Source organism: Mycobacterium sp. SM3041, from assembly GCF_039668335.1.
Classification (GTDB): domain Bacteria; phylum Actinomycetota; class Actinomycetes; order Mycobacteriales; family Mycobacteriaceae; genus Mycobacterium.
In genome coordinates this window covers 65297-88983 of record NZ_JAYXBQ010000082.1, presented here as the reverse complement: position 1 = coordinate 88983, position 23687 = coordinate 65297, and the positions used below count along the sequence as shown (strand labels likewise).

General features: G+C 66.7%; 27 protein-coding genes. 22 read left to right on the top strand and 5 right to left on the bottom strand.

Translation table 11 applies throughout. The features are described 5' to 3' along the window. The first annotated feature begins 199 nt into the window (after positions 1 to 199). From VXD91_RS29795 to rplO, 16 genes are all read left to right on the top strand, one after another. A complete protein-coding gene (locus VXD91_RS29795; RefSeq protein WP_346417079.1) occupies positions 200 to 2776 on the top strand; it encodes a LuxR C-terminal-related transcriptional regulator in 2577 nt (858 codons plus the stop codon). A 119-nt stretch (positions 2777 to 2895) separates the two neighbouring features. After that, on the top strand, positions 2896 to 5247 hold the full coding sequence (locus VXD91_RS29790; protein ID WP_346417078.1) for an arylsulfatase: 2352 nt from the start codon (positions 2896 to 2898) through the stop codon (positions 5245 to 5247). A gap of 9 nt (positions 5248 to 5256) precedes the next feature. Further along, on the top strand, positions 5257 to 5496 hold the full coding sequence (locus tag VXD91_RS29785; RefSeq protein ID WP_346417077.1) for a hypothetical protein: 240 nt from the start codon (positions 5257 to 5259) through the stop codon (positions 5494 to 5496). A 36-nt stretch (positions 5497 to 5532) separates the two neighbouring features. Further along, positions 5533 to 5979 (top strand): hypothetical protein, encoded by a 447-nt coding sequence (locus tag VXD91_RS29780; protein ID WP_346417076.1) that lies wholly within the window; start codon positions 5533 to 5535, stop codon positions 5977 to 5979. A gap of 214 nt (positions 5980 to 6193) precedes the next feature. Beyond that, positions 6194 to 6319, top strand: coding sequence for a hypothetical protein (locus VXD91_RS29775; protein WP_346417075.1), 126 nt, complete (start codon positions 6194 to 6196; stop codon positions 6317 to 6319). 4 nt (positions 6320 to 6323) lie between these two features. Then, the gene (locus VXD91_RS29770; RefSeq protein ID WP_346417074.1) at positions 6324 to 7451 is read left to right on the top strand and encodes a YeiH family protein; all 1128 of its coding nucleotides are present in this window, start codon (positions 6324 to 6326) and stop codon (positions 7449 to 7451) included. Between the two features lie 293 nt (positions 7452 to 7744). Next, a complete protein-coding gene (gene rplN, locus VXD91_RS29765; RefSeq protein ID WP_020101420.1) occupies positions 7745 to 8113 on the top strand; it encodes a 50S ribosomal protein L14 in 369 nt (122 codons plus the stop codon). Then, entirely contained in the window at positions 8113 to 8430 is a 318-nt protein-coding gene (gene rplX, locus VXD91_RS29760) for a 50S ribosomal protein L24 (RefSeq protein ID WP_020101421.1), read from the top strand. The genes rplN and rplX overlap by 1 nt, the downstream gene beginning before the upstream one ends. Before the next feature lies 1 nt (position 8431). Beyond that, positions 8432 to 8995, top strand: coding sequence for a 50S ribosomal protein L5 (rplE, locus tag VXD91_RS29755; protein WP_020101422.1), 564 nt, complete (start codon positions 8432 to 8434; stop codon positions 8993 to 8995). Positions 8996 to 8997: 2 nt separating this feature from the next. Continuing rightward, positions 8998 to 9183, top strand: a complete 186-nt coding sequence (locus VXD91_RS29750; protein ID WP_005197641.1) for a type Z 30S ribosomal protein S14 — start codon at positions 8998 to 9000, stop codon at positions 9181 to 9183. Positions 9184 to 9694: 511 nt separating this feature from the next. After that, on the top strand, positions 9695 to 10093 hold the full coding sequence (rpsH, locus tag VXD91_RS29745; protein ID WP_020101424.1) for a 30S ribosomal protein S8: 399 nt from the start codon (positions 9695 to 9697) through the stop codon (positions 10091 to 10093). Positions 10094 to 10105: 12 nt separating this feature from the next. Next, the gene (rplF, locus tag VXD91_RS29740) at positions 10106 to 10645 is read left to right on the top strand and encodes a 50S ribosomal protein L6 (RefSeq protein WP_138250446.1); all 540 of its coding nucleotides are present in this window, start codon (positions 10106 to 10108) and stop codon (positions 10643 to 10645) included. 35 nt (positions 10646 to 10680) lie between these two features. Further along, on the top strand, positions 10681 to 11049 hold the full coding sequence (gene rplR, locus VXD91_RS29735) for a 50S ribosomal protein L18 (RefSeq protein ID WP_177127377.1): 369 nt from the start codon (positions 10681 to 10683) through the stop codon (positions 11047 to 11049). A gap of 34 nt (positions 11050 to 11083) precedes the next feature. Then, positions 11084 to 11752 (top strand): 30S ribosomal protein S5, encoded by a 669-nt coding sequence (gene rpsE / locus VXD91_RS29730; protein WP_029105211.1) that lies wholly within the window; start codon positions 11084 to 11086, stop codon positions 11750 to 11752. A gap of 2 nt (positions 11753 to 11754) precedes the next feature. After that, a complete protein-coding gene (rpmD, locus tag VXD91_RS29725; RefSeq protein WP_020101428.1) occupies positions 11755 to 11934 on the top strand; it encodes a 50S ribosomal protein L30 in 180 nt (59 codons plus the stop codon). Then, a complete protein-coding gene (rplO, locus tag VXD91_RS29720) occupies positions 11935 to 12378 on the top strand; it encodes a 50S ribosomal protein L15 (RefSeq protein WP_020101429.1) in 444 nt (147 codons plus the stop codon). A gap of 132 nt (positions 12379 to 12510) precedes the next feature. On the opposite strand, the gene VXD91_RS29715 is transcribed toward rplO, so the two are convergent. Further along, complete coding sequence (locus tag VXD91_RS29715; RefSeq protein WP_346417168.1) at positions 12511 to 13737, bottom strand: serine hydrolase domain-containing protein; 1227 nt, start codon at positions 13735 to 13737, stop codon at positions 12511 to 12513. Positions 13738 to 13844: 107 nt separating this feature from the next. Between VXD91_RS29715 and sppA the strand changes: the two genes are divergently transcribed. Further along, positions 13845 to 15632: a signal peptide peptidase SppA gene (gene sppA, locus VXD91_RS29710; protein ID WP_346417073.1), complete on the top strand. Its 1788-nt coding sequence runs from the start codon at positions 13845 to 13847 to the stop codon at positions 15630 to 15632. A 4-nt stretch (positions 15633 to 15636) separates the two neighbouring features. Here sppA and VXD91_RS29705 read toward each other — a convergent pair whose 3' ends face one another. From VXD91_RS29705 to VXD91_RS29690, 4 genes are read right to left on the bottom strand one after another with little or no spacing between them, the layout of a single operon-like run. Then, positions 15637 to 16557 (bottom strand): class I SAM-dependent methyltransferase, encoded by a 921-nt coding sequence (locus VXD91_RS29705; RefSeq protein ID WP_346417072.1) that lies wholly within the window; start codon positions 16555 to 16557, stop codon positions 15637 to 15639. Positions 16558 to 16562: 5 nt separating this feature from the next. Then, positions 16563 to 17474 (bottom strand): class I SAM-dependent methyltransferase, encoded by a 912-nt coding sequence (locus VXD91_RS29700; RefSeq protein WP_346417071.1) that lies wholly within the window; start codon positions 17472 to 17474, stop codon positions 16563 to 16565. 13 nt (positions 17475 to 17487) lie between these two features. Beyond that, entirely contained in the window at positions 17488 to 18390 is a 903-nt protein-coding gene (locus tag VXD91_RS29695) for a class I SAM-dependent methyltransferase (RefSeq protein WP_064858376.1), read from the bottom strand. 37 nt (positions 18391 to 18427) lie between these two features. Further along, positions 18428 to 19354, bottom strand: a complete 927-nt coding sequence (locus tag VXD91_RS29690) for a class I SAM-dependent methyltransferase (RefSeq protein ID WP_346417070.1) — start codon at positions 19352 to 19354, stop codon at positions 18428 to 18430. Between the two features lie 327 nt (positions 19355 to 19681). Here VXD91_RS29690 and secY point away from each other — a divergent pair, with 327 nt between their 5' ends. From secY to VXD91_RS29665, 5 genes are read left to right on the top strand one after another with little or no spacing between them, the layout of a single operon-like run. After that, positions 19682 to 21007: a preprotein translocase subunit SecY gene (secY, locus tag VXD91_RS29685; RefSeq protein ID WP_346417069.1), complete on the top strand. Its 1326-nt coding sequence runs from the start codon at positions 19682 to 19684 to the stop codon at positions 21005 to 21007. Continuing rightward, entirely contained in the window at positions 21004 to 21549 is a 546-nt protein-coding gene (locus VXD91_RS29680) for an adenylate kinase (RefSeq protein WP_061001786.1), read from the top strand. Before secY ends, VXD91_RS29680 begins: the two co-directional genes overlap by 4 nt. A 28-nt stretch (positions 21550 to 21577) precedes the next feature. Continuing rightward, a complete protein-coding gene (map, locus tag VXD91_RS29675; protein ID WP_061001785.1) occupies positions 21578 to 22381 on the top strand; it encodes a type I methionyl aminopeptidase in 804 nt (267 codons plus the stop codon). Between the two features lie 51 nt (positions 22382 to 22432). Beyond that, positions 22433 to 22957, top strand: a complete 525-nt coding sequence (locus VXD91_RS29670; RefSeq protein WP_061001784.1) for a sigma-70 family RNA polymerase sigma factor — start codon at positions 22433 to 22435, stop codon at positions 22955 to 22957. Beyond that, a complete protein-coding gene (locus tag VXD91_RS29665; RefSeq protein WP_110767128.1) occupies positions 22954 to 23682 on the top strand; it encodes a zf-HC2 domain-containing protein in 729 nt (242 codons plus the stop codon). Before VXD91_RS29670 ends, VXD91_RS29665 begins: the two co-directional genes overlap by 4 nt. Positions 23683 to 23687 lie beyond the last annotated feature (5 nt).

Genomic DNA, 23687 nt, shown 5'->3' with positions numbered 1-23687 from the left:
TCGGCAGATCGCAATGGCGTGTCGAAAGGTCGACGCCCGCGGTGCATCAGCGGAAATTCGTCGTCGGCTGCACTTTCAGCGAATCTCGTTGGGGTAGAACATCAGTGACTCGTCATTGTTCTCATCCTTTTCGGGTGAGAGGAATGGCCGTCGGCGGTTCCTGTAGTTTTGGCCAGTGGCGCCGAATGGGACTTCCGCAATGCGGGCGGTGCCATGGTTTCTGGCCACCATTCCGATGGTTCGGGGCGACATGCTGGCTCGCCCGGCGGCGATCGCAGCGCTCAACAGCGAATGTGAACGGAAACGGGCAATCCTCGTGGCGGCGCCGTCGGGCTACGGCAAGACGATCGCCTTGTCGCAGTGGGCTGCGCTCCGCGCCGCCACTGCTCCGGGGTCGGTCGCCTGGCTGACCCTGACTGTGCGAGTTGCCGATCGGGCCGACGTGCTCCGTGGACTGCTGACCGCGTTGAGCAACGCCGCACGGATCGGCGGCGACGACGGACTGTGCCGGCAACTCACCGAGGTCGCCGAGGTGCTGCAGGCATCGTCGTATCAAGCCGCGGTGGGGGCGCTGATGCAGATCGATCCGCTGACGCCCCTCACGGTCGTGATCGACGACTTTCAGCAGGCCCGGGCCGCGTGGCGCGAGGTCGACGTGCTGGAACTGATCGAGCACGGGCCGCAATGGCTCAACTACGTCTTGGCGACCACTGACCCGGTCGGCTCCGAGTGGTCTCGCTTGCGGGTCCACGACCAGGTTGCGGTGATCGGTTCGTACGAATTGGCGTTCAATCGTGACGAGGTCGGGGAACTGGCTGATCGTTTCGGCAAATCGTTGTCCCGTGACGACATCGACCGGGTCGTACAGGCCACGGGCGGCTGGCCGGCGGCCGTGAGATTGATGGTGGTGTCCGGTGGCACGCCGCTGTCCGTGTCTGATGCGGACCTCACCGACTACCTCGAGACCGCGGTGCTGTCCCGGCTCCGGCCGGACCTGTCGGACTTCGTCCTGCGGACGACGGTGTGCGCGCGCCTCGACGAGCAGCTCGCCGTCGCGTTGTCGGGCCGGCCTGACGCTGCCTCCGTGTTGCGTGAGTGCGTCGCGTCCGGCCTCTTTCTCGAACAGTTCGGGGCTGGAGAAAGCGCTTCCTACCAATGGCATTCGATCTTCCTTCGGCATTGCCGAGACGTGTTGCGGCGCACGCAGCCCGGTGAGTGGCAGCGCCTGAACCGCATCGCTGCCGTCGAACTCGCAGCCACCTACCCGTTGGAGGCGGTCGAGTGCGCGATTCGCGGCGACGATCGGCAGGCGGGATTCGACATCATCGCTGACCACTGGCTGGAATTGCTCCTGCAGTCGCGCACCGGCGCGCTCGACGACGCCTGCGCGCGTCTGACAACAGCTTTCGATGAGAACACCGAAGTGTTGATGGTCCGGGCTTGCTGTCGGGCAATGGCAGGGGACAGCGTCACTGCTGCACTGCTTTTCGAACGCGCGGCGAATCGGACATCCGAATCGGGACCGTCCCGGAGGCTGGAGTTCATCGCCGATCTGTCGACACTCCTGGTCTCCGACGATCGCGCGTCGATGGCCCGCGCCGCAGCCAGCGCCGAGGAACTGCTGGCCGACCGAGCCGTGGTGCCGCCGCGGATCTACGCGTGCGCGCTCTTCGTCATCGGTTGGGCGAACTCGCGACTGCGCCGCGGGCGCTCCCGTGGTGCCGACATGCTGCAGGCGTCGGTGCACGAGTGCACCAAGCTGGGATTGATCGAAGTCGCGCATCGGGGCAGGCAGAACCTGGCGTTCGCGGCCGCGCATGCGGGCGAGTTCAACCGAGCACTCGTGTCGCTGCCCGAATCGCAAGCAGCCAGCGCTGCGTCCCCGGAACTGTGGTTGTCCCACGACGGCGACGGTATCGAGCGTTTCACCGCCGGCTGGATCGGATTCTGGCGCGGCGAGTTGGACATTGCCGTCGACTGTTTGGTCTCGGTGAGTGCCAGCGTCGGTGTCGGCTACCCCGACATGGGGCGTATGACGCTGGCGTTCCTCGCCTCGACCGTGGGTACCGACGAAGTGCTGCGGGTGGCGGAAGCCGCTGTGGCCCGAATGCCCGACGTCGACACCCACGGGGTGCCCTGGAACAGCTACAAACTCGCCGGCACGGCCAGGCTGTACGAGGCGCGCGGTCGTTCGGGGGATGCTCTGGCCATCGCATCGGAAATTGTTGGGCGAGAATATGTTCCGATGGTTTCGGCGGTGATGGCAGGGATGTGTCGACGCCTTGGTGCGGCGGAATTGGCGGCGACGCTGGCCGCGCAGGCGCTGACACCCGACGCGCCCCGTTACGTGGTGGCCTATGCGGAGTTCGTCCTCGCTCTGCTCGCATGGCATGCGGGTGACCTTCCGCTGGCGCACCAGCATGTGGAGCGCACGTTGGCCGCTGCGCACGTCGAACAGGTGCGTTATCAATTCGTTGACAATGCCGACGCAGCCTGCCGCGAGCTGCTGGCGGCCCATGTGCCGACGACGTCGTATGGGGAGTTTCTCGCCGAGGCGCTGATTCTGTGCGAGCAGCCGAAGCCGGCCGGAACCGCGTCGCGCCTGACGGCGCGCGAACTTGAGGTGCTCGCCTACCTGCGGACCGCGATGACGTCACAGGAGATCGCAGACCGGCTCGACGTGTCGGTGAACACGTTGAAGACCCACCAACGATCGATCTACCGCAAGCTCGCCGTCGCGAATCGGCGCGAGGCCATCCGCGCGGTGCAGCCTTGACCGATTGACCAGCGGCCCGCCGTCGGCGCCGACGTCAATATCGGGGGCGCGGCTCAGCTCCCGGGTGTAATCTCCGGGCGACCGCCGAGATCGGCGCGCGCAGACCGGGACGAGGCGTCATGGCAACTGAATTCCAGGGCAAGATCAAACTCGACATCCGCGACTCGGAGCCCGACTGGACTCCGTACGCCGCGCCGACCGCTCCGGCAGATGCGCCCAACGTGCTGTACCTGGTCTGGGACGACACCGGCATCGCGACCTGGGACTGCTTCGGCGGCCTCGTCGACATGCCGGCCATGCGCCGGATCGCGGACAAGGGGGTGCGGCTGTCGCAGTTCCACACCACCGCCCTGTGTTCGCCGACGCGGGCGTCGCTGCTGACGGGCCGCAATGCCACCTCGGTCGGTATGGCCACCATCGAGGAGTTCACCGACGGCTTCCCGAACTGCCACGGCCGCATACCTTTTGAGACGGCATTGCTGTCCGAGGTGTTGGCCGAGCGGGGCTGGAACACCTACTGCGTCGGCAAATGGCACCTGACGCCGCTGGAAGAGTCGAACCTCGCGTCCACCAAGCGGCATTGGCCGCTGTCGCGCGGCTTCGAACGCTTCTACGGATTCATGGGCGGCGAGACCGACCAGTGGTACCCCGAACTGGTCTACGACAACCATCCGGTCGCCCCGCCGGCCACGCCCGAAGAGGGGTACCACCTGTCAAAAGACCTGGCGGACAAAACCATCGAGTTCATCCGGGACGCCAAGGTCATCGCCCCGGACAAGCCGTGGTTCTCGTACGTGTGCCCGGGCGCCGGGCATGCCCCGCATCACGTCTTCAAGGAGTGGGCCGACAAGTACGCCGGCACGTTCGACATGGGCTACGAGGCCTACCGCGACCTGGTGCTCGAAAATCAGAAGCGCATCGGCATCGTGCCGCCGGATACCGAGCTCTCGCCCATGAATCCGTATCTGGATGTCAAGGGGCCCAATGGTGAGCCGTGGCCGCTGCAGGACACCGTACGCCCGTGGGATGGGCTGAGCGACGATGAGAAGCGACTTTTCGCCCGCATGGCCGAGGTGTTCGCCGGCTTCCTGTCGTACACCGATGCGCAGATCGGGCGGATTCTCGACTATCTGGAGGAGTCGGGCCAGCTGGACAACACCCTCATCGTCGTCATCTCCGACAACGGGGCCAGCGGCGAAGGCGGCCCCAACGGCTCGGTCAACGAGAACAAGTTCTTCAACGGCTACATCGACACCGTCGAAGAGAGCATGCGGTACTTCGACACCCTGGGTTCGCCGGACACCTACAACCACTATCCGATCGGCTGGGCGATGGCCTTCAACACGCCCTACAAGCTGTTCAAGCGCTATGCCTCCCACGAGGGCGGCATCGCGGACACCGCAATCATCAGCTGGCCCAACGGAATCGCCGCACATGGCGAGGTGCGCGACAACTACGTCAACGTCGCCGACATCACCCCGACGGTCTACGACCTACTGGATATCGAACCACCCACCGAGGTGCGCGGCGTGCCGCAGCGGCCGCTCGAAGGCGTGAGTTTCAAGGCTGCCCTGGAAGATTCGGCCGCCGGCACGGGCAAGACGACGCAGTTCTACGCGATGCTGGGCACGCGGGGCATCTGGCACGACGGCTGGTTCGCCAACACGGTGCACGCCGCCACCCCGTCGGGGTGGTCGCACTTCGACAAGGACCGCTGGGAGCTGTTCCACATCGAATCAGACCGCAGCCAATGTCATGACCTCGCCGCGGAGGATCCCGCGAAACTGGCTGAAATGCAGGAACTCTGGTTCACCGAGGCAGCCAAGTACAACGGCCTGCCGCTGGCGGACCTCAACGTCTTCGAGACGCTGCTGCGCGACCGCCCCTACCTGATGCGGGATCGGCAGACCTTCACCTATTATCCGGGCACCGCCGAGGTGGGTATCGGCGCCGGCGTCGAGCTGCGGGGGCAGTCGTTCTCGGTGCTGGCGGAGGTCGACGTCGAATCGGCGGCCGCCGAAGGGGTCCTCTTCAAGCAGGGCGCGGGCCACGGTGGACATGTGCTGTTCGTCCAGGACGGCCGGCTGCAGTACGTCTACAACTTCATGGGCGAGGACGAGCAGGTGGTGTCCGCGCTCGATCCGTTGCCCTTGGGACGGCACGTTTTCGGCGTCCACTACGACCGCACCGGCACCGTGGCAGGCAGCCACACGCCGCTCGGCACCGTCGAACTTCGAATCGACGACGCGGTGGTGGCAACCCGCCCGGATATCCGCGCCCACCCCGGCACCTTCGGTCTCGCCGGGGGCGGCGTCGCCGTCGGGCGCAACGCGGGCCAGCCGGTGTCGAACCGCTACCGGGCCCCGTTTCCGTTTGTCGGCGGCACCATCGCCAAAGTCGTCGTCGACATCTCGGGTACGCCGTACATTGACGTCGAACAGGAACTGGCCAAGGCGTTCTGCAAGGACTAGGGGACTGAGATGAGCGGACCGATCATCCGGTGCGTCGCCGCGGTGTCGGCGGCCGTGCTGTTGGGAGCCTGCGGCGGTAAGACCGACGAGAAGCCCACCACTGCAACCAAATCCGACGGCACCACGACCACGGCCACCAGTACGTCTGCTCCGTCGTCGTCGACGACGACGGCGTCCGGATCGAAGATGCCCGACCTGCCGACGTACGGGGTCGTCGAAACCACCAAACGCCCTGTCGCGGCAGGGTAGCAGGTCTGCGATCCGCCGAGCCCGCCCGCACAGACGATGACCGCGACCACCGGAGCGCCCGGCTCGCCGACCGTCGTCGTCGCGGTGCCCGACGGATTCGGTCAGGGGGCGCCGCCGTCCGGTGATGTCGCGCTGAACCTGACCGGCCCCGACGGCCTGACCGGCACCGTGAAAATCACGCCCACGCCGCAGGATGCCGCCGCGGCGTTCCAGGGATATGCCGACGCGCGCACGGCGGGCCATGAATTCAACAGCGTCAGCATCCTGCCCGACGAATTGTGCGGGTACAGCGGGCAGAAGCTGATGGGCGTGCTCGCCGAGAAGCCTGGCTCTGGTAGCGACTACGTCGACCGCATCGTGCACGTGTGGACCAACAACGGGGATTACCTCATCGCGCTGCAGTTGCAGGGACCCGCCGGTTCGAAGGGCATCGATGCGGCCAAGTCGGTCCTGCTGGGGGACTTCGGTATTCGGCTGGGCTGAGCGGGGCTGCCACTCACTGCTCAAGATTGGTCAAGCGCCAACACAATTCCGCCGACGATCATCGATAAGGCCACCGCTCGGCCGCTGTTCAGCCGATTCGCACGCGATTCTCGGCTGACCTGCGGTTCCATTCAGATTCAGCGCGAGCAGATCCCTGTGCAGGCGGCCCGGCGCCCGCCACCATGAGCCCAACATCGGTGACGGGAGAGGCGTGATGACTGAGAACGACGCGACGCAAGGCTGGCTGAGCCGCGTCGGAACTGACTGGTGGGCAACAATTCTGGGTCTCGCCGTGACGGCACTGGCGGTGGCCGGCGTGCTGCCGAAGATCGGCTGGTGACGCGATGACTGTCGATGCGGCTGATACCGACCACGTCGAATCGGGCGATCACACCGAAGCCACGGGCGCTCGCAGATTCCTCGACTACGTGCCCGGCCTGCTGCTGCTGATCGCGGTGGGCCTGGCCGGCAAGTACGCCCAGATCGGCTGGCTGGCGCTGGCCAAGCACCAGCACTGGCACGTGCCCGACATCGAATATGTGCTGTGGGCCATCGTTTTCGGGTTGATCATCACCAATACCGTTGGCCTGCACCGTATTTTTCGTCCCGGCGTCGGCACCTACGAGTTCTGGCTGAAGGTCGGCATCGTCCTATTGGGTGCGCGGTTCGTCCTCGGCGACGTCCTCAAGCTCGGCGCCACCAGCCTGGTGCAGATCCTGATCGATATGACCGTCGCGGGCGCAATCATTCTCGCCGCGGCCCGGTGGTTCGGACTGTCCGGCAAGCTCGGCTCGCTGCTGGCCATCGGGACATCGATCTGCGGGGTCTCGGCGATCATCGCGGCCAAGGGCGCCATCCGGGCGCGTAACTCCGACGTCAGCTACGCCATCGCCTCGATCCTGGCGCTCGGCGCCGTCGCGCTGTTCGTGCTGCCGCCGCTGGGCCACGCCATCGGGCTGACCGACCACGAATTCGGACTGTGGGCCGGACTCGCGGTCGACAACACCGCCGAAACCACGGCCACGGGGTACCTCTTCTCCGACGAAGCGGGCAAGACCGCCGTCCTGGTGAAGTCGGTGCGCAACGCACTCATCGGCTTCGTCGTCCTCGGCTTCGCCTTCTATTGGGCCGCCAAGGGCGAGGCCGACGCCGTCGCCTCCGGTGTGCGTGCCAAGGCCGCGTTCGTGTGGCAGAAGTTCCCGAAGTTCGTGCTCGGTTTCCTCGCGGTCTCGGCCGTCGTCACCGCGGGGCTGTTGAGCAAGGGACAGGTCGCGAACCTGGCTGCGGTGTCCAAGTGGGCGTTCCTGCTGACCTTCGCGGGCGTCGGGCTGTCCACCGACTTCCGGCAGATCGCGCGGACCGGCTGGCGCCCGCTCGTCGTCGCGGTGATCGGCCTCGTCGTGGTGGCGACGGTGTCGTTGGCGCTGGTGCTGCTGACGTCGCGCGTCCTGGGCTGGGGTGTCGTCGGCTGACGCAAGGTTTGGATAACTGGACGAGGGCGACGGAAACGTCGCCCTCGTCGCGTGTGAGGGGCCCCTGAACGCACGCTTGCCGCGGCGTGTTGCCGTACAAACACGGTCGCTCGCGGGAGAGATGAGCAGTCATTGGGCAGCGATTTGGAGCGTTCTGGCTGCTCGCCTAGTATGTAGGGGTTGCCCAGGGCAGACCCCGGTCACACGCTGACTCTGCGTGCCCTTGGACAACAAGACCGCGCACGTCCAGGTCGGTATCTGGCGTGCATACAAAACCCAGGTCAGGAGATCGAGTGATTCAGCAGGAATCGCGACTCAAGGTCGCCGACAACACGGGCGCAAAGGAAATCCTTTGCATCCGCGTGCTCGGTGGCTCGTCGCGGCGCTACGCCGGCATCGGCGACATCATCGTGGCGACCGTCAAGGACGCCATCCCGGGCGGCAACGTCAAGCGTGGTGACGTGGTCAAGGCCGTCGTCGTGCGCACCGTCAAGGAGCGCCGCCGGCCGGACGGCAGCTACATCAAGTTCGACGAGAACGCCGCCGTCATCATCAAGAACGACAATGACCCCCGCGGTACCCGCATCTTCGGGCCGGTCGGTCGCGAACTGCGCGAGAAGAAGTTCATGAAGATCGTCTCGCTGGCCCCGGAGGTTTTGTGATGAAGGTGCACAAGGGCGACACCGTGCTGGTCATCGCCGGCAAGGACAAGGGTGCCAAGGGCAAGGTCATCGAGGCCTACCCGACCCGCAACAAGGTGCTCGTTGAGGGCGTCAACCGGATCAAGAAGCACACTGCGCAGTCGCAGAACGAGCGCGGTGCATCGTCGGGTGGCATCGTCACCCAGGAGGCGCCGATCCACGTTTCCAACGTGATGGTGGTCGACTCCGACGGCAACGCGACCCGCATCGGCTACCGCGTCGATGAGGAGAGCGGCAAGAAGGTCCGTATCTCTAAGCGCAATGGCAAGGACATCTGAGATGACCACTGTGGAAAACACTCAGCCCCGGCTGAAGACGCGTTACCGCGAAGAGATCCGCGACGCGCTCAACAACGAATTCAACTACGCCAACGTCATGCAGATCCCCGGCGTGGTCAAGGTTGTCGTCAACATGGGTGTCGGTGACGCCGCCCGCGACGCCAAGCTGATCAACGGCGCGGTCAACGACCTGACGCTGATCACCGGCCAGAAGCCGGAAATCCGCAAGGCCCGTAAGTCCATCGCGCAGTTCAAGCTGCGTGAGGGCATGCCGATCGGCTGCCGCGTCACCCTGCGTGGCGACCGCATGTGGGAGTTCCTGGACCGCCTGATCTCCATCGCTCTGCCCCGTATCCGCGACTTCCGCGGTCTGTCGGCCAAGCAGTTCGACGGCAGCGGCAACTACACCTTCGGCCTCAACGAGCAGTCGATGTTCCACGAGATCGACGTCGACTCGATCGACCGCCCCCGCGGCATGGACATCACGGTCGTCACCTCGGCCACCACTGACGACGAAGGCCGTGCGTTGCTGCGGGCCCTGGGCTTCCCGTTCAAGGAGAACTGACAATGGCAAAGAAGGCTCTGGTCAACAAGGCCAACAAGAAGCCGAAGTTCGCGGTGCGTGGCTACACCCGCTGCAACAAGTGCGGTCGCCCGCACTCGGTGTTCCGCAAGTTCGGCCTGTGCCGAATCTGCCTGCGGGAGATGGCCCACGCCGGCGAGCTGCCCGGCGTGCAGAAGTCCAGCTGGTGACTCTGCCCGTCTCATGACGCTGTAGAAAGCCGCCCCGGTCCTGGTGACCGGGGCGGCTTTTGCGTTCTGCGGGGCGCGCGGCTCGTCGAGCGTGCACACAGATCGTCCAGAACGGCGGATCCGCGGTCTCTGTGCACATTCGCCGCGCCACGTGGTGAGGCGACTTCGTGAATGTGCGCAGGGATCGCGAAAAGTGTGGATCCGGTGATCTGGATGCACATTCGTGGCACGAACTGGCTCCGCGAGCCCGGGAAAGCACGGATTTGGCCCTGAGCTGCGCATTGTCTACACTGGGCAGGTTGCCATGGGCGTTTTCGTCCAATGGCCGATCGGCATGTGCCTTCTGAAGCTGGATTGCACTACTGATGCACGACCCCTGACCGACCTCGGTCAGATAAGGGAAAACACTTCGTAGCAGGCCCACGATGTGACGTGCCAAGCCACCGCAAGGTGGAACCGGCACGGGCGTGATGTATGGGAACCGCAGCGAGAAAGGTTGATCAACGCTGTCATGACAATGACGGATCCGATCGCAGACTTCTTGACACGTCTGCGCAACGCCAACTCGGCGTACCACGACGAGGTGACCCTGCCCCACTCGAAGATCAAGGCGAACATCGCCGAGATCCTCAAGAAGGAGGGTTACATCACTGACTACCGCACCGAGGACGCCCGCGTGGGCAAGAGCCTCGTTGTGTCCCTCAAGTACGGCCCGAGCCGCGAGCGCAGCATCGCCGGCCTCCGCCGGGTGTCCAAGCCCGGTCTGCGGGTGTACGCGAAATCCACCAACCTGCCGCGGGTTCTGGGTGGCCTGGGCGTGGCGATCATCTCCACGTCCTCCGGCCTGCTCACCGACCGCCAGGCAGCTCGACAGGGCGTGGGCGGCGAAGTCCTCGCTTACGTCTGGTAGGGGGCAGAAAACATGTCGCGTATTGGTAAGCAGCCGGTCGTTGTGCCGGCCGGTGTCGATGTGACCATCGACGGCCAGAACGTCGCGGTCAAGGGCCCCAAGGGCACCCTGACGCTGGATGTCGCTGAGCCGCTCGAGGTGTCGCGCAATGACGAAGGTGCCATCGTGGTCACCCGTCCGAACGACGAGCGTCGCAACCGCTCGCTGCACGGACTGTCCCGCACCCTGATCGCCAACCTGGTGACCGGTGTGACGCAGGGCTACACCACCAAGATGGAAATCTTCGGCGTCGGTTACCGCGTGCAGGCCAAGGGCTCGAACCTGGAGTTCGCGCTCGGCTACAGCCACCCGGTGCTGATCGAGGCCCCCGAGGGCATCACGTTCGCAGTCGAGACCCCGACGAAGTTCTCGGTGTCCGGCATCGACAAGCAGAAAGTCGGCCAGATCTCGGCAGTCATCCGCCGCCTGCGTCGCCCCGACCCGTACAAGGGCAAGGGCATTCGCTACGAGGGTGAGCAGATCCGCCGCAAGGTCGGAAAGACAGGTAAGTAGCAATGGCCAACACTGAGACTGACAAGCGTAAGCCGTTGGGCCAGAACATCTCTGAGACCCGTCGGGTGGCGCGTCTGCGTCGTCACGCCCGTCTGCGCAAGAAGGTCGCCGGCACCGCCGAGCGTCCGCGCCTGATGGTCAACCGCTCCTCGCGGCACATCCACGTCCAGGTGATCGACGACCTGACCGGCACCACGCTGGCCGCCGCGTCGTCCATCGAGGCCGACGTGCGTGCCGTCGACGGTGACAAGAAGGCCGTCAGCACCCGCGTGGGTCAGCTGATCGCCGAGCGCGCCAAGGCTGCCGGCATCTCCGAGGTCGTTTTCGACCGCGGTGGCTACAGCTACGGCGGCCGGATCGCCGCGCTCGCCGACGCCGCTCGTGAAAGCGGGTTGACGTTCTAATGACTTACTTGAAGATGACCGGAAGGACTGCATGATGGCCGACCAGGCTGGCGCCGGTTCGGCGCAGGACAACCGTGGTGGCCGCGGCGACCGTGACGGCCGTGGCCGTCGCGACGACCGTGGTGGCCGTGGCCGTGGCGATGACCGCGGTGAGAAGAGCAACTACATCGAGCGCGTTGTCACCATCAACCGCGTTTCGAAGGTGGTCAAGGGTGGTCGGCGCTTCAGCTTCACCGCGCTGGTGATCGTCGGTGACGGCCATGGCATGGTGGGCGTCGGCTACGGCAAGGCCAAGGAAGTTCCGGCCGCCATCGCCAAGGGTGTCGAGGAGGCTCGCAAGGGCTTCTTCCGCGTCCCGCTGATCGGTGGCACCATCGTGCACCCGGTTCAGGGCGAGGCCGCTGCCGGTGTCGTGATGCTGCGTCCGGCCAGCCCGGGTACCGGTGTGATCGCCGGTGGTGCGGCGCGTGCGGTGCTGGAATGCGCCGGCGTGCACGACATCCTGGCCAAGTCGCTGGGCAGCGACAACGCGATCAACGTGGTGCACGCCACCGTTGCCGCGCTGAAGCAGCTGCAGCGTCCGGAGGAAGTGGCGGCCCGTCGTGGCCTGCCCATCGAAGATGTTGCGCCGGCCGGCATGCTGCGGGCCCGGCGTGAGGCAGAAGCGCTCGCCGCCTCGGCAGCGCGTGAAGGATCGGCATAATCATGGCTGAACTGAAGATCACCCAGGTGCGTGGCACCGTGGGTGCCCGGTGGAAGCAGCGCGAGAGCCTGCGGACGCTGGGATTGCGCAAGATCCGCCAGTCCGTCGTTCGCGAGGACAACGCGCAGACCCGTGGTCTGCTCGCGGTGGTCAACCACCTCGTCACGGTTGAGGAGGCGTAAATGAGCGTCATCAAGCTGCACGACCTCAAGCCGGCCGCGGGGTCCAAGAAGGCCAAGACCCGCGTCGGTCGTGGTGAGGGCTCCAAGGGTAAGACCGCTGGTCGTGGTACCAAGGGCACCAAGGCCCGCAAGAACGTCCCCGTGACGTTCGAGGGTGGCCAGATGCCGATCCACATGCGTCTGCCGAAGCTCAAGGGCTTCCGCAACCGCTTCCGCACGGAGTACGCGGTGGTGAACGTCGGCGACCTCGCCAAGGCGTTCCCGCAGGGCGGCACCGTCGGTGTGGACGAGCTGGTGGCCGCGGGCCTGGTTCGCAAGAACACCCTGGTCAAGGTGCTCGGCGACGGCAAGCTGGCCGTCAAGGTCGACGTCACCGCCAACAAGTTCAGCGGTAGCGCCCGTGAGGCGATCACCGCTGCCGGTGGTAGCGCGACCGAGCTGTAACTGTTTCGCAAAAAAGGGAGTCTCGGCCTTCGGCCGGGGCTCCCTTTTTGTGTCCGCCGAGACTGAGCTTGTGTGCCAAGTTCGTCGCGGAATTGGCACACAAGCTCAGTTTGGGCGGCCCTGGTCCGGCAGCTAGCTCTGCGACCGGGCACCCAGGACGTCGTGGAAGAGGGCCTGGCGCACCGCGAGTTCGCGGGGATCGCTGACCAGATGGAAGCCGAGCCGGTTCATCACGTAGCCGAATCCGACGCCGGTGTCGGGGTCGGCGAAGCCGAACGAGCCACCGAAGCCGGGGGTGCCGAACGCCTTTCCGGACGAGCCGAACGCGAACGTCGGGATCGGCTTGCAGAAGCCGAGTGCGTAGGCGATCTCGGCGCGCATCACCTTGTCCCGGGTGCCGCCCGACGGATTGCGCGGCGGGGCGATCAATGCATCGAAAGTCTCTGGGGTGAAACCTATTTCGCTCCCGCCGGTCGCCGCGGCGCCGTAGAGGCCGGCCAGTGCGCGCGCCGTGCCGGTGCCGTTGGCGGACGGGATCTCGACGCGGCGCACCTTGTCGGTGTTGTAGTCGCCGGCGTAGGGGTCGATGTCGGCGGGGATGGCGGCGGTTCTGGCCAGCAAGCCGCGCGGGTTGAGGCTGCCGATCAGGAACCCGGCCGGCATGACGTCGAGGTGCCGCAAGGACTCGTATCGCTGCCAATGGTGCAGCGTGGCAATGCGGTTGCGGTCGACCGAGTCCGGCAGACCGATGTACAGGTCGAGGCCCGCCGGCCCGGTGATCTCCTCGGCGAGATAGCGGCCGAGTGTACGGCCGTCGGTGCGACGGATCAGCTCGGACTCGTACCAGCCGATGGTGATGGCGTGATACCCGTGCCGGGTGCCGGGCGTCCATGCGGGTTTCTGCGCGGCGAGGATGGCGGAGAGTCGCACCGGGTCGGCGATGTCGGACAGCAGCGGGTTGGGAGTCAGGACGCACAGGCCCGCCTGGTGCGCCAGCAGCTGACGCACGGTGACGTCGCCCTTGTCCTGCGCGGCGAACTCGGGCCAGTACGTGCTGACCCGCTCGTCGTAATCGAAGAGCCCTTTCGACACCGCGTGCGCAACGGCTAGGGCGGCAACACCTTTCGTTGACGAGAACATGTTGACCATGGTGTCGGCCTGCCACGGCGCCCGGCTGATGCCGTCGCGGTAGCCGCCCCACATGTCGACGACCTTGCGGCCGTCGCGGTAGACGCACAGCGCGGCGCCGACCTCGCCCCCGGCCGCGAAGTTGGCCCGGAACGCGTCGGCGACCTTGCCGTAGCCGTCGTCGGCATCGCCGTGGACCAGATCAGGGGAGACGGAGACCTTGAGCACCATGGCGTCGATCATCACCCGCGAGGAGACGCAAAACTGTCGAAACCGGGCACGAAATGGACAGTTTTGCGTCGGCTCGGCATGCGACGGCGAATCGGTAGGCTCGGAACATGTTTGCTTTCCGGCCAAGCCTGCCCGGTCTTCCCGGCCCCGATGAGTTGCGTGCCCTGGTCCGTAAAGTCGACACGGCGCGTCACCACGGCGTGCCCAACGGCTGCGTACTGGAACTCGACTTGCAGGCCGTGCCGCCGGAGACCGCCGGCTTCGACCCGATCGCCTTCGTCATGGGCAACGCGCGGCCGCTCGTGCTGCGCGACGCCGTGGCCGCCATCCACCGCGCAGCCGACGACAAGCGGGTGGCCGGACTGATCGCCCGGGTTCAATTGCCCGCTGCCGCAGCGGGTCCGGTGCAGGAGCTGCGTGACGCCATCGCCGCGTTCAGCGCCATCAAGCCGTCGATCGCATGGGCCGAGACCTACCCGGGGACCATGTCGTACTACCTGGCCTCGGCGTTCCGGGAAGTGTGGATGCAGCCGTCGGGCACCGTCGGGTTGGTGGGTTTCGCGACCAATGCGCTGTTCCTGCGCGACGCGTTCGACAAGGCCGGTATCGAGGCGCAGTTCGTGGCGCGCGGTGAGTACAAGTCGGCGGCCAACATGTTCACGCAGGACCGCTACACCGAGCCGCACCGCGAGGCCGACGGTCGGCTCATCGAGAGCCTGCACGCCCAGGTGCTGACCGCCATCGCGGCGTCCCGCGGTGTCGACGCCGGCGAGCTCGACGCCCTGGTCGACCGGGCGCCGCTGCTGCGCGACGCCGCGCTCGCGGCCAAGCTGGTCGACCGCATCGGTTTCCGCGACGAAGCGTACGCCCGGGTCGGCGAATTGACCGGTGGCACAGCGGAATCCGACGGCGAGGACGCGCCACCGCGGTTGTTCCTGTCCCGGTACGCCAAGGCCACCGCCGGCCACACGCTGCCCGAGGTGCCGCCGCTGCCGGGCCGCAAACACAAGCCGACCATTGCCGTGGTCACCATGGCGGGCCCCATCGTCAGTGGCCGGGGCGGCCCGAGCGCCTTCCCTCCCGGACCGTCGAGCGTCGGCGGCGACACCATCGCCGCCGCCCTGCGGGAAGCCGCCGCGGACGACGACGTCGCAGCCGTCGTGCTGCGTGTGGACAGTCCGGGTGGCGCGGTCACGGGTTCGGAGACCATCTGGCGCGAGGTGGCGCGGCTGCGCGAGGCGGGTAAGCCGGTCGTCGCGTCGATGGGTGCGGTCGCCGCGTCGGGCGGTTACTACGTGTCGATGGCGGCCGACCACATCGTCGCCAACGCCGGCACCATTACCGGATCGATCGGTGTGGTCACCGGAAAGCTCGTCACCAAGGGGCTCAAGGAACGGCTCGGTGTCGGGTCGGATGCCGTGCGTACCAACGAGAATGCCGATGCCTGGTCGGCTAATCAGCCCTTCACCGAGGCCCAGCATGCGCACGTGGTGGCCGAGGCGGACCTCTTCTACACCGACTTCGTGGCACGCGTCGCCGAGGGCCGCAGCCTGCCGGTCGAGGCCGTCGAGCAGGTGGCGCGCGGCCGCATCTGGACCGGCGCCGACGCGCTGGAACACGGCCTGGTCGACGAACTCGGTGGGCTGCGGACCGCGATTCGCCGGGCCAAGGTGCTGGCCGGGCTCGATCCCGACACGACGGCCAAGGTCGTCAACTACCCGGGCTCGTCACTGCTGGATCACGTGCGGCCCAAGGCCTCCTCACAGCCCGCCGCGGCGTCGCTGCCGGAAGCGGTCGCGGCACTGCTCGGCCGGTCGCTGGTCGGTGCCCTCGGCCAGGCCGAGCGGTCGATGACCGGGGTCAGCGCTCTCTGGCTGGGGGACTACCGCTTTTAGCCGCTCAGCCGAGAGTGCCGCTGATGTAGATGATCTCGCGCATCGGGTCGTCGTCGCCGAGGACCGTTGCCGTCAGGCCGTGCCGGGCATGCAGATCCACCCGGCCGATGCCGGTCGTCTGCCAGCCCTTGGCCGCCAGATAGTCTGCGGCGGAGTGCCTTTCGCCGTGGTAGACCAGCGACGGCATATCCATGTTCAAGCCGAGCTGCTGGAATCCCGCGGCGGCCTCGCGCGCCTTGTCGGCGTCGAAAGCCTTGAGGCCCGGCACGAATTCGGTGGCCACGGCGCTGCCGGGAGCGCTGAGCTCGTGGATGGTGTCGAAGAGCTTGTCCTGGGCTTCCGGCGGCAGATAGATCAGCAGCCCTTCGGCCAACCATGCCGTCGCGAGGCTGGGATCAAAACCGGCTGCCCGCAACGCCGCAGGCCAGTCCTCCCGCAGATCGATCGAAACGGTCCGGCGCTGCGCAGTCGGCTCCGCGCCGAGGCCGGCCAGGGTCCGGGTCTTGAACTCGATGACGTCGGGCTGGTCGATCTCGTAGACCACGGTGCCGTCGGGCCACGGCAGTCGGTACGCGCGCGCGTCCAGGCCCGAGGCCAGGATCACCGCCTGCCGGATGCCGCGTTCGGAGGATGCGATGAAGTAGTCGTCGAAAAACCTTGTTCGCACGGCCATTTCATCGATGTTGGCCCGCGCCCGTGTCGCTGCATCCGGGGCGACAGCATCCAGGACGGCCAGGTCCAGTTCGCCGTCGACCATCTTGGTGAACGCCTCGATCCCGACGGCGCGCACCAGCGGCGCCGCGAACGGATCGTCGATCAGACCGTGGTCGTGGGTGCTGGCGATCGCGCGCCCCGTCGCGACCAGCGTCGCCGTCGCGCCCACACTCGATGCCAGGTCCCAGCTGTCTCCGTGTGTCCGTGCCATCGCGGTCAGGCCTTCCGGTTCAGGACCGCGCGGACATACTTGAGCTGAGTCCAGGCCCGGGACAACTCGTCGTCCGGGTACTGGAAACCGTTGTCGGCGTGCGCCTCTTCGACCGTCCGCGCGGTGACGTCCCAGCCGAGGCTCGTCAGGTAGTCGGTGACATGGTTGCGGTCGCCCTGGTAGATGAGGTCGGCCATCTCGATGTTCGAACCCAGGGCCTTCATCCGATCGCGCATCTGCTGCATGCGCTCGTCGTCGAACGCGGAGCTCAGATCGCCGACCTGCTCGGTAGCCACGAAACTGCCGGGCGCCGACAGCGCGGTGATGTTGTCGAACAACCGGTCCTGGGCTTCCGGCGGCAGGTAGATCAACAGCCCTTCGGCGATCCACGCCGTTGGCGCTTCGGGGTCAAAACCGTTGTCCCGCAATGCCTGCATCCAGTCGTCGCGCAGGTCGACGGCGACGGTGCGGCGGGTTGCGGTGGGGGTGGCGCCGAGGCCGGCGAGCGTCGTCGACTTGAACTCGATGACCTCGGGCTGGTCCACCTCGAAGACGACCGTGCCGTCGGGCCAGGGCAGCCGGTAGGCGCGCGCGTCCAGACCGGCGGCCAGGATCACGGCCTGTCGGACGCCGGCCGCGGCCGCGTCGAGGAACAGCTGGTCGAACCAGCGGGTGCGTACCGTCATGCCCTCCGCCGCGCGCCGCGGCGTGAACGCCGGGTTGACGGCGCTGAGGTCGATGTCGCCGTCCAGCGCCTTGGTGAAGAAGTCCAGCCCGACGGCGCGCACCAGCGGCTCGGCGTACGGGTCGTTGATCAGTTGCTCGCGGTGGGCGAAGGCACGTTGCCCGGCGACCATGGTCGCGGTGGCCCCCACGCTGGACGCCAGGTCCCAGGAATCTCCGTCGGTTCGTGTCATTGGTTGCCAGCTCCTAGTTCTTGGTGGCCGTCACGGACAGGGAATTACGCAGTGCCGCAGTGTCTTCTGTCTCGGCGAGGGGACGGCCGTACTCCGCGAAAACTTCAAGGCGCGGGCGGGCCGTGGTATTCCAGCCGCTGGCGTCCAGGTGCTCGACCACCGAGGTGCGCTCGCCCTGGTACCAGAGGTCGGTCAGGTTGAGGTCGAGACCGGCGCCGCGCCACCGCTCGCTCATGGCGGCACCGCGCTCACGCATGCCGGCGCCGTGGTCGGTGTGGAACTCCGTGGCCAGGCGGCTGCCCGGCGCCGACAGTGCGGTGATGTTGTCGAACAGCTTGTCCTGCGCCTCGGGCGGCAGATAGATCAGCAGCCCCTCGGCGATCCAGGCCGTCGGTGCCGACGGGTCGAATCCGGCGGCGCGCAGTGCGGCCGGCCAGTCCTCGCGCAGGTCGATCGCCACGGTGCGGCGTTCGCACGTCGGGGTGGCCCCGATCTGTGCCATGGTCCCGGTCTTGGCGGCGATCACCTCGGGCTGGTCGATCTCGTAGACGACGGTGCCGGCCGGCCAGTCCAACCGGTAGGCGCGCGAGTCCAGTCCGGCGGCGAGGATGACGGCCTGCCGGATGCCGGCGTCACCCGCGGTGGTGAAGAAGTCGTCGAAGAACTTCGTCCGCACCGCCATCAGGTTGGTCATCATGGCGGCGGCCGTCCCGACCTCGCCGCTGAGATCGACCTGCCCGTCGAGCAGCTTGATGAAGAACTCGACGCCGACGGCCCGCACCAGCGGATCGGCGTACGGATCGCGAATGAGCGGTTCGGCTTCCTTCGTCGCCAGGGCGCGGGCGGTCGCCACCATCGTGGCGGTCGCGCCCACGCTCGAGGCCAGGTCCCAGGTGTCGCTGTCGGTACGGGTCATCGGGTGGGTCCTGTCCGTCGGTAGTAATAACTGGAGATCAGCGCACGGCGGTGACGTAGTTGACCTCGCCCATTGAGGGCTGGCCGTTCGGGTCGGCCGCGACGGCCGGCAGGCCGTTGCGGACCAGCAGTTCGTTGGAGGTGACGGCGGTGGTCTGCCAACCGTGGCCCTGCAGATAGGTGTCCACGTCGGCGCGGTCACCGAGATAGACCAGATCGCTGAAGTCGAGTTCGAAGCCCTGGTCGCGCCAGTGTTCCGACGCGGCCTTCATCCGCTCGCGCACGGCGTCCTCGTCGAGGTCCGGTGTGGCCGGCACACCTTCGGCGCCCATCCGGCTGCCCGGTGCGGACAGTTCGGAGATCTGGTCGAGCAGCCGGTCCTGTGCTTCGGGCGGCAGGTAGCCGAACAGGCCCTCGGCGATCCATGCGGTGGGCTTGGTGGGGTCCAGGCCAGCGGCGCGCAGTGCGGCAGGCCAGTCGTCGCGCAGGTCGATCGCCACCGTGCGCCGTTCGGTGGTCGGCGCCGCGCCGAGATCCGACAGGGTCTTGGACTTGAACTCGATGACGTCGGGCTGGTCGATCTCGAAGACGACGGTGCCCGCCGGCCAGACCAGGCGGTAGGCCCGCGAGTCGAGGCCCGCGGCCAGGATGACGGCCTGCCGGATACCGGCCTTGCCGGCGTCCCGGAAGAAGTCGTCGAAGAATCTGGTGCGCGCCGCCATCCCGTTGGTCAGCTGCGACATGGTCGGGCCGTAGCCGGCGCCGAACTGGGCGGGATCGGTGGCGCCGTCGACCAGCTTGGTGAAGAACTCGACCCCGACGGCGCGGACCAGGGGAGCGGCGAACGGGTCGTCGATGATCGGGTCTTCGGAATTGGTGGCGAGGGCGCGGGCGGCGGCGACCAGGGTCGCGGTCGCTCCTACGCTCGATGCCAGGTCCCACGTGTCGTTGTCAGTGCGTGCCATCGCGTCGTTCCTGTCGTCGAGTACCCGTTGAGCGGGCTGGTAGTTAGCTCATGTAACAACCTGTCGGCGACTGTACGCGCCGTTCCTGAACGCGGCAGAAATGCCGGGTGGCGGCACGTTTCGCCGCGTCCCGGCTGGGTAGGAAGGGTTCGGCGCCGAGCGGATGCAGGTCGCGGGGACGGCAACTGTTATTCTCGGAGACTGATTTGACGGCGCGTCCAGGCAGGTCGGGTACCTGCTGTGTTCGCGCACGGAATTAACCAAACGCTGGACCTGACCAGCCCCATCAGCACGCCGCGGCCCGAGCTCGGCTGCGCAGGAGGAAGAGTGCTTTCGGCTTTTATCTCGTCCCTGCGGACGGCCGATCTGCGACGCAAGATCCTCTTCACGCTGGGTGTAGTCGTCCTGTATCGGGCCGGTGCCGCGTTGCCGTCCCCCGGGGTGAACTACCCGAACGTGCAGAAGTGCATCGAGCAGGTCAGTGGCGGTGACGCCGCACAGGTCTACTCGCTGATCAACCTGTTCTCCGGCGGTGCGCTGCTGCACCTGTCGGTGCTGGCGGTCGGCGTGATGCCCTACATCACCGCCAGCATCATCGTGCAGCTGCTGGTCGTGGTCATCCCGCGCTTCGAACAGCTGCAGAAGGAAGGCCAGTCCGGTCAGGCCAAGATGACGCAGTACACGCGTTATCTCGCGATCGCGCTGGCAGTTCTGCAGGGCACCTCGATCGTCGCGATGGCCGCGAGCGGCAACCTGCTGCAGGGCTGCACCCTGAACATCATCCAGGACCAGAGCATCTTCACCCTGGTCGTGATCGTGCTGGTCATGACCGCGGGCGCCGCCCTGGTCATGTGGATGGGCGAGCTCGTCACCGAGCGTGGCATCGGTAACGGCATGTCGCTGATGATCTTCGCCGGCATCGCCGCCCGCATCCCGTCCGAAGGCCAGTCCATCCTGGAGAGCCGTGGCGGCGTGGTCTTCGCCTCGGTCGTGGTCGCGACGCTCGTGATCATCGTCGGTGTCGTCTTCGTCGAGCAGGGCCAGCGCCGTATCCCGGTGCAGTACGCCAAGCGCATGGTGGGCCGCCGGATGTACGGCGGTACCTCGACCTATCTGCCCCTCAAGGTCAACCAGGCCGGCGTCATCCCCGTCATCTTCGCGTCGTCGCTGATCTATATCCCGCACCTGATCACCCAGCTGGTCACCGCCGGTGATCCGAACGCATCCAACGGCTGGTGGTCCAAGGCGATCGCCAAGTACCTGACCAACCCGGCCGACCCGGTCTACATCGCGATCTACTTCGGGCTGATCATCTTCTTCACCTACTTCTACGTGTCCATCACGTTCAACCCCGATGAGCGGGCGGACGAGATGAAGAAGTTCGGTGGCTTCATCCCCGGCATCCGGCCCGGCAAGCCGACGGCGGACTACCTGCGGTACGTCCTGAGCCGGATCACCCTGCCCGGCTCGATCTACCTGGGCATCATCGCCGTGCTGCCCAATCTGTTCCTCGAGATCGGCAACTCCGGTAGCGTGCAGAACTTGCCGTTCGGCGGTACGGCCGTGCTGATCATGATCGGTGTGGGTCTGGACACGGTGAAGCAAATCGAGAGCCAGCTCATGCAGCGCAACTACGAAGGGTTCCTCAAATGAGAATGGTTCTGCTGGGACCGCCGGGAGCAGGCAAGGGCACTCAGGCCGAGAAGCTGGCCGAGAAGTTCGGCATCCCGCAGATCTCCACGGGTGATCTGTTTCGTAGCAACATCAGCAAGGGCACCCCGCTCGGTGTCGAGGCCAAGAAGTACCTCGACGCGGGCGACCTGGTCCCGGCCGAGCTGACCAACGCGCTGGTCGACGACCGTCTCGACGCCGACGACACCGCCGCCGGGTTCATCCTCGACGGCTTCCCCCGCTCGGTCGAGCAGGCTGTCGCGCTGCGCGACATGCTGGCCAAGCGCAACCTGAAGCTGGACGCCGTGCTGGAGTTCCGCGTGTCGGAGTCCGAGCTGCTGACCCGGCTGAAAAGCCGTGGCCGCGCGGACGACACCGAAGAGGTCATCCTCAACCGGATGAAGGTGTACCGGGACGAGACCGCCCCGCTGCTGGACTACTACCGGGACGAGCTCGTGTCGGTCGACGCCGTCGGCAGCCTGGATGAGGTTTTCGCCCGCGCCCTGCAGGCGCTCGGCAGCTGAAGCCGCCGACCGGCCGAAGTAGTCATCGATGATTGGTCTACCCCGACGCGGCCGCAAGGTCGTCCCGCAGCGGACTCCCGGTGAATTGGACGCCATGGCGGCTGCCGGCTCGCTGGTGGCGGCGGCGCTGAAGGCGGTCCGTGAAGCGGCCGCGCCTGGGATGTCCACTCTCGAGCTGGACCAGATCGCCGAGTCCGTCATCCGCGAGGGTGGCGGTATCCCGTCGTTCCTGGGTTACCACGGCTTCCCGGCGACCATCTGCGCGTCGGTCAACGACCGCGTGGTGCATGGCATTCCGACCGCCGACGAGGTGCTCGCCAGCGGTGACCTGGTCTCGATCGACTGCGGCGCCATCCTGGACGACTGGCACGGCGACTCGGCCGTGACGTTCGGTGTCGGCCCGCTGATCGACGCCGACCAGAAGCTGTCCGACGCCACCCGTGAGTCCATGGAGGCCGGCATCGCCGCCATGGTCCCCGGTAACCGGCTGACCGACGTCTCGCATGCCATCGAGCGGGGGACCCACGCGGCGTCCGCCCGCTACGACCGCAAGTTCGGCATCGTCGCCGGCTACGGCGGCCACGGTATCGGGCAAGAGATGCACATGGACCCGTTCCTGCCCAATGAGGGATCGCCAGGTCGGGGTCCGTTCCTCGAGCCTGGTTCGGTGCTGGCAATCGAGCCGATGCTGACGCTGGGCACGTCGAAGACGGTCATTCTCGAAGACGAGTGGACGGTGGTTACCAAGGACGGCTCTCGTGCCGCACACTGGGAGCACACCGTTGCTGTCACCGAGGACGGACCCCGAATCTTGACGCTGCTTCGCGACTGATCAGGTGAACCGGATCGCCCCTGATCTCGTGTCAATGACGGAGGTTGGTGCATGAGCGATCCGGAGGCCGCCATGATGCGGGTGCTTTACGACGAGCACGCAGGCGCCCTTTGGCGCTATGCCCTGCGTCTGACACAGGACTCGGCGCGTGCCGAGGACGTGGTGCAGGAGACGTTGCTGCGGGCGTGGCGCCACCCCGATGTCGTATCCGACGCCAACCAGTCCCCGCGGGCCTGGCTCTACGCCGTCGCCCGCAACCTCATCATCGATGAGCAGCGCAGCGCCCGGCGCCGGCACGAAACGACGTCGTCAGAGGTGGTGGAGGCCGAGGACCGGACGGACCCGGCCGCCACCGACGAGGTGGATACCGCCCTGGATCGGATGTTGCTCGGGGGTGCCCTGAGTCAGCTCTCCGTCGACCATCGCGCAGTGATCGAGCGCGCGTACTACCGGCAGTTGAGCGTCGCCCAGATCGCGGCGGAGCTTCAGATCGCCGAGGGCACAGTGAAATCGAGGCTGCATTATGCGGTCCGGGCGCTGCGCCTGAATCTGCAGGAAATGGGGGTGACCCGGTGAGCATTCACATTGTCGAACCTCTCGGACCCTTCGATGGCGACCGGTACGCAACCTGGGACGCCGCCTACGTGCTGGGCTCGCTGTCCAGCGCCGAACGCCGTGAGTACGAAGCGCACCTACAGACCTGCTCCCGGTGCCGCGACGCGGTCGGTGAGCTCAGCGGTATGCCGGCCCTGTTGGGTCTACTGGATTTGGCCGACGTGCAGGAGATCGGCGCCGAGCAGCCCGAGCCGCCGTTGCGGCCCGAGGTGCTCGACTCGGTACTGGCCAAGGTGCGCTGGCGCCGGCGCCGGACCCGCTGGGTGACGACGGCGGTGGCCGGCCTGGCCGCGGCGGTACTGGCAGTCGGTGCGGTGGCCGTCGTCCGGCCCGAGTTCTTCGGTGGGGGCCAGAGCCAGGAGCAGGTCGCGCAGTTGCCCATGCAGCACGTGGCACCCACACCGTTCAACGCCACCATCGCGCTGAGCAGCTTCGGCTGGGGCACGCGGATCGACATGGCCTGCAGCTACGGCGACTGGTCCAGCGGACCGGCCGCGCCACCGACCAACCTGGGTATGGTGGTGGTGGGCCGCGATGGCAGCCGTAACCAGATCGCCACATGGTTCGGCATGTCCGGTGCCACCGCGTTGCCGAGTGGTAACACGCCGATGCAGGTTTCGGAAATTGCTGCGGTACAACTGGTTTCCGCCGACAACGGCAAGGTTTTACTGGAGCGCAATCTCTAAAAATT

Coding starts and splice junctions, on each gene's coding strand:
- VXD91_RS29795 (WP_346417079.1), top strand. CDS start 200: ATGCGGGCGGTGCCATGGTTTCTGGCCACCATTCCGATGGTTCGGGGC.
- VXD91_RS29790 (WP_346417078.1), top strand. CDS start 2,896: ATGGCAACTGAATTCCAGGGCAAGATCAAACTCGACATCCGCGACTCG.
- VXD91_RS29785 (WP_346417077.1), top strand. CDS start 5,257: ATGAGCGGACCGATCATCCGGTGCGTCGCCGCGGTGTCGGCGGCCGTG.
- VXD91_RS29780 (WP_346417076.1), top strand. CDS start 5,533: ATGACCGCGACCACCGGAGCGCCCGGCTCGCCGACCGTCGTCGTCGCG.
- VXD91_RS29775 (WP_346417075.1), top strand. CDS start 6,194: ATGACTGAGAACGACGCGACGCAAGGCTGGCTGAGCCGCGTCGGAACT.
- VXD91_RS29770 (WP_346417074.1), top strand. CDS start 6,324: ATGACTGTCGATGCGGCTGATACCGACCACGTCGAATCGGGCGATCAC.
- rplX (WP_020101421.1), top strand. CDS start 8,113: ATGAAGGTGCACAAGGGCGACACCGTGCTGGTCATCGCCGGCAAGGAC.
- rplE (WP_020101422.1), top strand. CDS start 8,432: ATGACCACTGTGGAAAACACTCAGCCCCGGCTGAAGACGCGTTACCGC.
- VXD91_RS29750 (WP_005197641.1), top strand. CDS start 8,998: ATGGCAAAGAAGGCTCTGGTCAACAAGGCCAACAAGAAGCCGAAGTTC.
- rpsH (WP_020101424.1), top strand. CDS start 9,695: ATGACAATGACGGATCCGATCGCAGACTTCTTGACACGTCTGCGCAAC.
- rplF (WP_138250446.1), top strand. CDS start 10,106: ATGTCGCGTATTGGTAAGCAGCCGGTCGTTGTGCCGGCCGGTGTCGAT.
- rpsE (WP_029105211.1), top strand. CDS start 11,084: ATGGCCGACCAGGCTGGCGCCGGTTCGGCGCAGGACAACCGTGGTGGC.
- rpmD (WP_020101428.1), top strand. CDS start 11,755: ATGGCTGAACTGAAGATCACCCAGGTGCGTGGCACCGTGGGTGCCCGG.
- rplO (WP_020101429.1), top strand. CDS start 11,935: ATGAGCGTCATCAAGCTGCACGACCTCAAGCCGGCCGCGGGGTCCAAG.
- VXD91_RS29715 (WP_346417168.1), bottom strand. CDS start 13,737: ATGGTGCTCAAGGTCTCCGTCTCCCCTGATCTGGTCCACGGCGATGCC.
- sppA (WP_346417073.1), top strand. CDS start 13,845: ATGTTTGCTTTCCGGCCAAGCCTGCCCGGTCTTCCCGGCCCCGATGAG.
- VXD91_RS29705 (WP_346417072.1), bottom strand. CDS start 16,557: ATGGCACGGACACACGGAGACAGCTGGGACCTGGCATCGAGTGTGGGC.
- VXD91_RS29700 (WP_346417071.1), bottom strand. CDS start 17,474: ATGACACGAACCGACGGAGATTCCTGGGACCTGGCGTCCAGCGTGGGG.
- VXD91_RS29695 (WP_064858376.1), bottom strand. CDS start 18,390: ATGACCCGTACCGACAGCGACACCTGGGACCTGGCCTCGAGCGTGGGC.
- VXD91_RS29690 (WP_346417070.1), bottom strand. CDS start 19,354: ATGGCACGCACTGACAACGACACGTGGGACCTGGCATCGAGCGTAGGA.
- VXD91_RS29680 (WP_061001786.1), top strand. CDS start 21,004: ATGAGAATGGTTCTGCTGGGACCGCCGGGAGCAGGCAAGGGCACTCAG.
- map (WP_061001785.1), top strand. CDS start 21,578: ATGATTGGTCTACCCCGACGCGGCCGCAAGGTCGTCCCGCAGCGGACT.
- VXD91_RS29670 (WP_061001784.1), top strand. CDS start 22,433: ATGAGCGATCCGGAGGCCGCCATGATGCGGGTGCTTTACGACGAGCAC.